Annotated in this window: 12 protein-coding genes and 1 other RNA gene; 9 read left to right on the forward strand and 4 right to left on the reverse strand. The window is 63.1% G+C overall.

The window, feature by feature from the left end:
* Nucleotides 1-50 precede the first annotated feature (50 nt).
* A complete protein-coding gene (gene efp, locus SSA02_RS12265) occupies nt 51-617 on the reverse strand; it encodes an elongation factor P (RefSeq protein WP_147094376.1) in 567 nt (188 codons plus the stop codon).
* Between the two features lie 208 nt (nt 618-825).
* Here efp and SSA02_RS12270 point away from each other — a divergent pair, with 208 nt between their 5' ends.
* Nucleotides 826-1722 carry a DNA/RNA non-specific endonuclease gene (locus SSA02_RS12270; protein ID WP_147094377.1) on the forward strand — a complete coding sequence of 299 codons (897 nt, stop codon included), beginning with the start codon at nt 826-828 and terminating at the stop codon, nt 1720-1722.
* Between the two features lie 46 nt (nt 1723-1768).
* On the opposite strand, the gene SSA02_RS12275 is transcribed toward SSA02_RS12270, so the two are convergent.
* A complete protein-coding gene (locus SSA02_RS12275; RefSeq protein WP_147094394.1) occupies nt 1769-2842 on the reverse strand; it encodes a lysine-2,3-aminomutase-like protein in 1074 nt (357 codons plus the stop codon).
* A 50-nt stretch (nt 2843-2892) separates the two neighbouring features.
* Between SSA02_RS12275 and epmA the strand changes: the two genes are divergently transcribed.
* From epmA to SSA02_RS12290, 3 genes are all read left to right on the forward strand, one after another.
* Nucleotides 2893-3876: an EF-P lysine aminoacylase EpmA gene (gene epmA, locus SSA02_RS12280; protein WP_147094378.1), complete on the forward strand. Its 984-nt coding sequence runs from the start codon at nt 2893-2895 to the stop codon at nt 3874-3876.
* A 113-nt stretch (nt 3877-3989) separates the two neighbouring features.
* Nucleotides 3990-4406, forward strand: coding sequence for a hypothetical protein (locus tag SSA02_RS12285; protein WP_147094379.1), 417 nt, complete (start codon nt 3990-3992; stop codon nt 4404-4406).
* A 14-nt stretch (nt 4407-4420) separates the two neighbouring features.
* A complete protein-coding gene (locus SSA02_RS12290; RefSeq protein WP_186807792.1) occupies nt 4421-5104 on the forward strand; it encodes a fasciclin domain-containing protein in 684 nt (227 codons plus the stop codon).
* Here SSA02_RS12290 and SSA02_RS12295 read toward each other — a convergent pair.
* Together SSA02_RS12295 and SSA02_RS12300 are read right to left on the reverse strand one after the other, a co-directional pair.
* Nucleotides 5073-5663 (reverse strand): thiamine phosphate synthase, encoded by a 591-nt coding sequence (locus tag SSA02_RS12295; RefSeq protein WP_147094381.1) that lies wholly within the window; start codon nt 5661-5663, stop codon nt 5073-5075. The two genes, SSA02_RS12290 and SSA02_RS12295, sit on opposite strands and share 32 nt — an antisense overlap.
* 35 nt (nt 5664-5698) lie before the next feature.
* Entirely contained in the window at nt 5699-6112 is a 414-nt protein-coding gene (locus SSA02_RS12300; RefSeq protein WP_147094382.1) for a hypothetical protein, read from the reverse strand.
* A gap of 84 nt (nt 6113-6196) precedes the next feature.
* Between SSA02_RS12300 and SSA02_RS12305 the strand changes: the two genes are divergently transcribed.
* The 5 genes from SSA02_RS12305 to SSA02_RS12325 all read left to right on the forward strand — a co-directional run bounded on the left by SSA02_RS12305 (nt 6197) and on the right by SSA02_RS12325 (nt 8289).
* Nucleotides 6197-6388 carry a hypothetical protein gene (locus SSA02_RS12305; protein WP_147094383.1) on the forward strand — a complete coding sequence of 64 codons (192 nt, stop codon included), beginning with the start codon at nt 6197-6199 and terminating at the stop codon, nt 6386-6388.
* Between the two features lie 2 nt (nt 6389-6390).
* Nucleotides 6391-6732 (forward strand): cell division protein ZapA, encoded by a 342-nt coding sequence (locus SSA02_RS12310; protein WP_147094384.1) that lies wholly within the window; start codon nt 6391-6393, stop codon nt 6730-6732.
* A 9-nt stretch (nt 6733-6741) separates the two neighbouring features.
* Nucleotides 6742-6898, forward strand: a non-coding RNA gene (gene ssrS / locus SSA02_RS12315) — 6S RNA.
* Between the two features lie 3 nt (nt 6899-6901).
* On the forward strand, nt 6902-7477 hold the full coding sequence (locus SSA02_RS12320; RefSeq protein ID WP_147094385.1) for a 5-formyltetrahydrofolate cyclo-ligase: 576 nt from the start codon (nt 6902-6904) through the stop codon (nt 7475-7477).
* Nucleotides 7474-8289: a TIGR00282 family metallophosphoesterase gene (locus SSA02_RS12325; protein WP_147094386.1), complete on the forward strand. Its 816-nt coding sequence runs from the start codon at nt 7474-7476 to the stop codon at nt 8287-8289. The genes SSA02_RS12320 and SSA02_RS12325 overlap by 4 nt, the downstream gene beginning before the upstream one ends.
* Nucleotides 8290-8457 lie beyond the last annotated feature (168 nt).

Here is an 8457-nt window from a genome sequence, read left to right on the forward strand (position 1 = left end):
ATCAGGGCGTGGGGTTTCCCCGCGCGGAGGTGTCAGCGCGCGGGGGGGGGTCAGTTCTTGGCGCGCTCGACATAGGACGCGTCATCGGTGCGGACCACCACGCGCTCGCCGGATTCGATGAAGGGGGGAACCATGGTCTTCACGCCATTGGACAGCATGGCGGGCTTGTACGACGAGCTGGCGGTCTGTCCCTTGACCACCGGATCGGCCTCCGTGATCTCGAGCGTCACATGAGGAGGCAGGGAGACGCCCACCGGATCGCCCTCGACCAGCTTCACGTTCAGCTCCATGTTGTCCTGCAGGAAGGGGAGCTGGTCTCCGAAGAAATCCTTGTGCAGCATGACCTGCTCGAAGGTTTCGGGATCCATCAGGACGATGTTGTCGCCGTCTTCGTACGAGTAGGTGTAGTCCTTGTCTTCTGTCATCAGACGTTCGACGGTATCGGCGGTGCGCCAGCGCTCATTGGTCTTGTTGCCGGTATTGAGGTCGCGCATCTCGACCTGGATGAAGGCGCCACCCTTGCCCGGCGTGATGATCTGCTGCTTGAGAACGGTCCAGCGACGACCGTCATGCTCGATGACCTGGCCGGCGCGGATCAGGTTAGCCTGCTGCTTCATGGAAGAAAGATCCCGGGAATCGTGATGAGGACACGACGGAATCCTGCCGCCGTGAAAGGCGCGTATCTACCGAAGCGGGCGAGCAAGAGCAAGCGAGTTGGATCTCTGCGCCGGGGAGGGCCGGGTCGTACCGGGCCGTGGGGTGGCGGAACCGGCGCGGCGCGAACGGCGCTTGCCCCGCGATGAGGGGGTGTCTAGGAGCGGCATCATGAGCCTGCGCCTTCCTTCCGTTCGGTCTTTCATCACGTCCATTCTGGTCGGGCCCGCCCTGGTCGCGTCCCTGACGCTCGGTTCTGCCGGAACGGCATGGGCCGCCGATTGTGCGTCGCGCTTTCTGGACGGCACCCAGCCCCGCGTCTCGCTTCCGGCCCCGCAGGGACGCTACGTCCTGTTGTGCAATCTCGATTTCGCCGTGCTGGTATCGGGCACGACCCACGAGCCGGTATGGGTGGCCGAGCACCTGACGCGACAGGACGTACGTGCGGCGCGTCATCAGGTCAGGCAGGGCGTGTTTCACGAGGAAACGCGTCAGCCGCCCGGGGATCGCGCCCATCTGGAGGATTATCGCCGTTCGGGGTTCGATCGCGGGCATATGATGCCGAGCGGCGATGCGCCGACCGAGGTTTCGCAGCAGCAGACCTTTTCGCTTTCCAACATGGTTCCCCAGACGCCCGATCTCAACCGGGGTTTATGGGCGGGGGTCGAGAAGCAGGTGCGCGATCTGGCGAAATCGGAGGGGGAAATCTATGTCGTGACGGGGCCGGCCTATCGCACGGCGCATGCGGCGACGATCGGCCCGGATGCTCTTCCGGTGCCGACATCCACCTGGAAGGCCGTCTATCTGCCTGCGCGCAGGCAGGCCGGTGTCTATGTCTGCAAGAACCTGACCGAACCGCGCTGTACGCAGGTGCCCGTTGCCGCGCTGATCCGTGTGACGGGGGTCGATCCGTTTCCGACCCTGCCCGACCGGATCAAGGCCGGGATGGCGCAGCTCCCCGAACCAAAGGCGGAGCCTTATCATGTCTCGCCGCGTCTTCAGCGTCTGACGCGTCGCATTCTCTCGCGCTTTCTCAAGGAGCTGCTCTCCTCGGGATCGCCGCTCTGAACGGCGTAGGGACGGCTTTCGGGCTGCGTTCAGGGGGCCGCTGCGTTCAGGGGGCGGAGGGATTCGTTTCCGGAAGATCGTGAAGCCCGCCATCGGGATCGGTAATCCGACCGGGATGGCGCTCGGGCCGATAGTAATCGGGGCCCAGAGGCACCTTCCCCGCGCCGCCGGGTATATCGAGCACATAGGTAGGCCAGGCGAGGCCGGTGACGCGTCCGCGGAGGGTTCTGAGCAGTGCTCTGCCTTCCTCGATCGGGACATGAAAATGCGAGGTGCCGGGCGCCGGATCGAGCTGATGCAGGTAATAGGGTTTCACCCGGGCGGCGACGAAGGCCCTGAGCAGGGCCTCGAGAGAGGAAGGCGTGTCGTTCACGCCCCGCAGCAGGACCGACTGGCTCAATACCGGTATGGCGCGGGACTGGATGCGGCGCAGGCTGGCCCGGGCGTCTTCCGTGAGTTCGCGGGCATGATTGGCGTGGAGGACGATCCACATGGCCCGGTCGGTTTCCAGCGCATCGAGCATGGCGGTGTCGACACGCCGGGGATCGGCCACCGGAACCCGGCTGTGGATACGGATCGTTTCGATATGATCGATGGCGGAGAGCCGGGAGACGATATGCCGGAGCCGTCTCGGGCTGAGCATGAGCGGGTCTCCGCCCGTCAGGATGACCTCCCGGATCGCTGGATGGGACGCGAGCCATGCGAGGGCCGTTTCGAGCGCGTCGTCGGAGAGCAATCCCCCATCCGGGCCGACATGTTCCCGCCGGAAGCAGAAACGGCAATAGAGCGGGCAGACGAGAAGAGGCTTGAGCAAGGCGCGATCTTCGTAGCGGTGCACGATGCCGGGAACCGGAGACAAGGCATCGTCGCCGATCGGATCGTATCGCTCCCACGGAGCGGTTGCGAGCTCTTCCGGCGAGGGGACGACCTGGCGGCCGATCGGATCGTCGGGAGTTTCGATCAGGTCGAGGAAGGCGGGCGGTATCGCGGTCGCGAAATTATCCGCCACACGATCGAGCGCGGCCGCCCGATCCTGCGGGACGAGGCCGTCCGCAATGAGCTGTGCGACGCTGCGCAGGGTCGTTCTGCGTATCGGAGGGGGATTGACCGGATCTGCCATGGGCGGGCTGTACTGCAGGCCGGACAGTTTTCGCAACCGGAGAGCGATTCATGACGAAGCGGACTTCCCTCTCGGACAGGGTGCCCCTGTTGCAGCGACGCGCGCTCATGCAACGCGGCGTGAGAGCCTTTTTCGAGGGGCGCGGTTATCTCGAAGCCGAGACGCCCTATGCGGTGACGACGCCGGGGGAGGAGGTGCATCTGCGCTGTTTCCGTACCGAACTCGAGGAGCCCGATGGCCACAGGGAGACGCGCTTCCTGCATACGAGTCCGGAATTCGCGATGAAGCGTATCGTTGCCGCGACGGGATTGCCCGTGTTCCAGATGGCAAGGGTATGGCGCAATGGCGAGCGCAGCGCTCTGCACGCTCCGGAATTCACGATGCTCGAATGGTATCGCCCGGGGGCGGGGCTCGACGCGCTGATGGACGAGACCGAGGCGCTTCTGCGGGCGGTGCTTCCGCCTGCGCTCGAACGTGACGGCCGGACCTTGCGATTCGACGGTCCGTTCGAAAGACTGACCATGCAGGAGGCGTTTCACCGCTTCGCGAAGGTCGATCTTCTTGCCTCGGGGGAGGATGCGGCGTGTCTGGCGCGTGACGCGGGGACGCGTTTGCGGGACGGGGAGACGTGGGAGGATCTGTTCTTCCGCCTGTTGCTGGAGCGTGTCGAACCCGAGATCGGTCGTGTCAGGCCGACATTCCTTACTCACTGGCCCAGAGCCCAGGCAGCGCTCTCGCGTCAGGATCCCGCCGATCCGCGCGTGGCGCTGAGATTCGAGCTCTATGCGGCCGGGATCGAGCTGGCCAACGCTTTCGAGGAGCTGACGGATGGCAGGGAACAGAGGGCGCGTTTCGAGGCGGACCGGTTGCGTCGTCTTGCATTGGCGCCGGATCAGGACTGGCCGCTCGACGAGGGGTTTCTGGAAGATCTCGATCATCTGCCGCCGTGCAGCGGCATCGCGCTCGGCTTCGATCGGCTCGTGATGCTTGCGGTCGGTGCCTCCCGTATTCGTGACATTATGTGGTTATCTTAAACCTTTGGATAGCCATGAAGCTTTTCCGGGGGCAAACTCGTTCTCATAGCCTAACATGGCGCCAGCTTCGAACTGATCCGGCAGGCGGCTTCAGCTTCGGAAGGGGTATCAGGATGATGAAGAAAACGGTCTTTCTTTCTTTGGCGGCCTTGCTGACGCTGTCGGCGTGCGACGTGCCGACCGTACAACAGCGCAAGGTTCTCGATTCCATGATCGGGAAGACGGATGTCGATGTGCTGAGGACCTTCGGCGTGCCGAGCCGGACCTATCAGGCAAGCGGTCACGATTTCCTTGCCTATATCGACAACCAGACGAACTACTCGCCCGGAACCGGCGGCTGGGGCTGGGGCTGGGGTGGCGGACCCTGGGGCGGTTATGGCGGCTGGGGTGGCGGCTGGGGCGGCTATGGTGGCTGGGGTGCCTTCGGTGGCGGTTTTCCGCCCAGCTATTATAATACGAGCTGTCAGACGACGTTCGAGCTGACCAACAGTCGCGTGGTCGGATGGACCATGCGTGGAGACGGATGCTGAAACCGATGACCTCCGTGGCAAGAAGAACAAGAACAATCTCGTCCGCCTGCCTTCTGCTTCCTCTTCTTCTCTCCGGTTGCGAGAGCGGCGCCCGGCAGGACCCGCTCGAGCATCCGGGCTCTGTCATGGCGACGCGTATGCCGGCCGCGAGCAGCGGCCATATGTATCACGAATCGACGAAGTCGCTCACTTCGACGCCGGTCGCCTATGAAGAGCCTCCGACCCTTTCCTATGCTGACAGGCCGCTCCTCGAGAATATCTCCGCCTCTCTGGAGCTTGCCGATTATCTGCATGCGCTCCGGCAGGCCGATCTGGCGCGCCTGCTCGGACGGAACGGGCCGTTCACCGTTTTTGCGATTCCGAACGAGCCGCTGGAGCGTTACGCAGCGACGATTCCCGGCGGGGGGCTGATGGCTCCATCCAACGCCGCGCTTCTGCACCGGGTTCTTGCCTATACGATCGTGCGCGGGAACTGGTCCCCCCAGGCGATCGACAAGGCCATGGCGAAAAGCAAGACCACGCGAATCGCGCTCAGGACAATGTCCGGCGATGTCCTGACTGTGAGCAGGGGGCAGAACCCCGGCGCCTTCGTGCTTCTGAACGGGTCCGGGCGTGAGACGCGGATCTGGCTCAATGGCGCCCCCCAATCGAACGGGGTGCTTTATTTCACTCAGGATATTCTTCCGCCAAACGGCTGAGAATACCCGCAAGCTGCCTCTCGGCTCCGTCTTCCGAAGCGAAATCGAGCGGGATGGAGAGAAAATCGGCGCCTGCGCGGGCCATCGCCAGAGCCTGATCGGCGTCCGAAACATTCTCCGCTATCACCGGGAGTTCCATCATCTGGGACCACCAGGTGATCAGATCGGGCGCGTCGGGAGCGACTGCGATGTAGTCGGCGCCCAGCTCTCCTGCAATCATCGCGTCGTCCCGGCTCGTGCCGCAGAATACGCCGAGTTGCAGATCGCGTCCCAGTTCGGCGCGGGCCAGTGCACAGCGTGCGGCCGTTCCGCTCAGATGGACGCCGTCACAGCCCGTCTGTGCGGCCAGAGCCGGGAGGTCGGTCAGAATCAGGGCGACGTCGTGTCTCTGGACGGTTTCCCGCAGGGCGTTGACCAGCGACTCGGCCCTTCTTTCATCGGGTCCGTCCAGACGCAGGGCGGCGGGATGCCATTTGCGAATGATCGAGACCAGAGCATCGAGATCGCTCCCGGCGTCGAATTCGGGCGGTATGATCAGATAGAGTTCGCAGGGCAGCATATGTGGAGTCCGTCAGGGGAGAGATACCGGCTCTCTCAGGCGAGAAAGCACTTGAGGCGTTCGAGGCGGTACGGATCGTAAGGCGGTCTGCCAAGACTGAAAGCGTCCGGCCGGGATGTCAAAACATGCGCATCGCAGCGATGTGCCAGATCCCGCAAGCTGTCGAGGGCGGGGGATTTACCGTCGCAGACGACCCATCTTGCGCCGCTTCTGAGCGCGGAGGCGGCCAGGGCCGGCGCAGAGCCGGCATCGAAGACGGACGCGATCATGAGGGACTCCGTCAGGTTCTGCCACCAGGGATATCCCATGATTCGCCCGAGACCGGGGGCGGGGATGACGCCATAGACCGGAACGGATCCCGCCGGAGGCAAATGCGGCAGGAGGGTCCGGTCATGAAGCACGACGAGACGATCGGGCAGGGTGTCGGCCGGATTATCCTGAGGCTTCATGCTTGACCTTGCGATACGATGCGGGCTTCCTGTTGATGGCGGAAACCACCGGGAACCGATGAGGGTGTTGTGACAGATCAGAGCGTGACTGAAAACGCCTCGGCCAGATCCGAGGATCGGATCGAGGAGGCGCTCGATCGCATCGCTTATGCCCTCCACCAGTCGAGACGCCCTGCAACGGAGGCGGACTGGCAGCCCGTTGCGGCCAATATCGAGGCCTTGCGTCACCGGGTGGGCGATCTCATCGCCCGGTTGAGCAACGGGGAGGGCAGATAGCCATGGCTCAGGTCTCCATTCGACTGAACGGTTATTCCTATTCCATCGGCTGCAAGGACGGTGAGGAGCGGTATCTGCAGGATCTTGCCCGGCAGGTCGAGAGACGGATCGAGCGCATCCGTGCCCTCGGCACCCAGGGAGGGGAGGCCTGGACCCTGGTCATGGCCTCGTTGCTGATGGCAGATGAGCTGCACGATCTGGCGAAAGAGATTCTGCCGAGCACGACGAGCGAGCGGGTGCAGCGTGCCGATCGGATCATTGCCGAGAACGAACGGCGCGACGTCAGATTAAATCTTCTGGCGGAACGTGCCGAAGGCATTGCAGCCGAGCTTGAGAATACATAGTTAAAGCGCGTGGGACTGCCCGGTACGTCAGGCAACTCAACCCCTGGGCCGATAAGCACTTCCTTAGGGAGCTGGCTCTGTCGTGATCGTGGTCATGATAACCGGCGCCCACCTGCGTGAGCAGGTCCGGGAGGGCTGAAAGACCGACGGCCAGGGTGGTTCCACATTCATGACTATCGACCAGAGCAAACGCGATCTCAGACGCGATCAGAAGGCTCTTCGCCTCTCCAGACCCGTATCTGCCGAAGATGTCAGGCGCCTCACGCGAGGCATCTTCGAAGCCGTGGCGAACGCGACCGATGCAGTATGTATCGCCTGTGTGTGGCCGTTGCCCGGCGAGCCCGATCTGAGGCCTCTTCTCTACAATCTGCATGAAGCGGGTCGACGGGTGGTCCTGCCGGAAACCACGCCGCGAGGGCAGGCCCTTGCGTTTCGTCGCTGGACTCCCGGCTGTCCGATGGTTCCGGGGCGCTTCGATACAGCGCATCCGGACGGTCCCATCGACACCCCTGACGTGGTTCTGGTACCTCTCCTGGCATTCGATCGCTCTCTCAATCGTCTCGGCTACGGAGGCGGCTATTACGACCGCACGCTCGCTGTTCTCGACTGTCCGGCGATCGGCTTCGCCTGGTCGTGGCAGGAGGTGAAAACCGTGCCTGTGGACGCGTTCGACATGCCGCTTTCCGCGATCGTGACGGAACGCGAAACAATAACCCCGCCGAAACAGAAAGGTGATCTCTGGTGAGAATCCTGTTCCTTGGAGATATCGTGGGTCGTGCCGGTCGAGAGGCCGTCATGGTGCAGCTGCCCGCGTGGCGCTCCGCCCTGAAACTCGATGCAGTCGTCGTGAACGGCGAGAATGCGTCTCATGGGTTCGGCTTGTCCACGGCGATTGCGACGGATCTCTTCAAGGCCGGTGTCGATGTCATCACGCTCGGGAATCACGCCTGGGATCGGAAGGAGCTGCTGCGCGAGATCGATGCGGAGCCGCGCATCGTTCGTCCGATCAATTTCCCGCCGGGAACGCCCGGACAGGGATCGTTCGTGATCGCCCTTCCCAACGGGCGCAAGATTCTGGTGATCAACGTCATGGGCAGGTTGTTCATGGACGCTCTGGACGATCCTTTCCGGAGCGTCACCGAATGTCTTTCCCGCCACAGGCTCGGGATGACTGCCCATGCCATCATCGTGGATATGCACGCCGAAACGAGCAGCGAGAAAATGGCTCTGGGTCACTATCTCGACGGTCGGGTGTCGCTTGTCATCGGTACGCACACCCATGTGCCGACGGCAGATCATCGGGTGTTGCCGAAAGGGACTGCCTATCAGACCGATGCCGGGATGTGTGGGGACTACGACAGCGTGATCGGTATGGGGAAGGATGCGTCGGTCGCGCGTTTCGTGCGCAAGATCCCGGGAGAACGCCTCCAGCCCGCGGAAGGCGATGCGACGGTATGCGGTCTGTTCGTCGAAATCGACGACGCGACCGGGCTTGCCCGGCGTGTCGAGGCGGTTCGTCAGGGGGGACATCTCGCCCCGGCTTTCCCGTGTTTGTGAGGACTCTGTTTTCCGGACGATTTTTTTCCTGTTTTTTGTGAGTGGTTTTGTCGGGAATCGGGTGTGGTCCATGTGTGGCGTGGGTTTTGGGGGGATTGAGGAAGTGTTTGACAACCCCCCCCGGTTTCCGTAAAAGCCCGTTCACCGCAGCGGAACATGCTGCGGCGA

The sequence above is a fragment of the Swaminathania salitolerans genome (assembly GCF_007988945.1).
GTDB classification, from domain to species: domain Bacteria; phylum Pseudomonadota; class Alphaproteobacteria; order Acetobacterales; family Acetobacteraceae; genus Swaminathania; species Swaminathania salitolerans.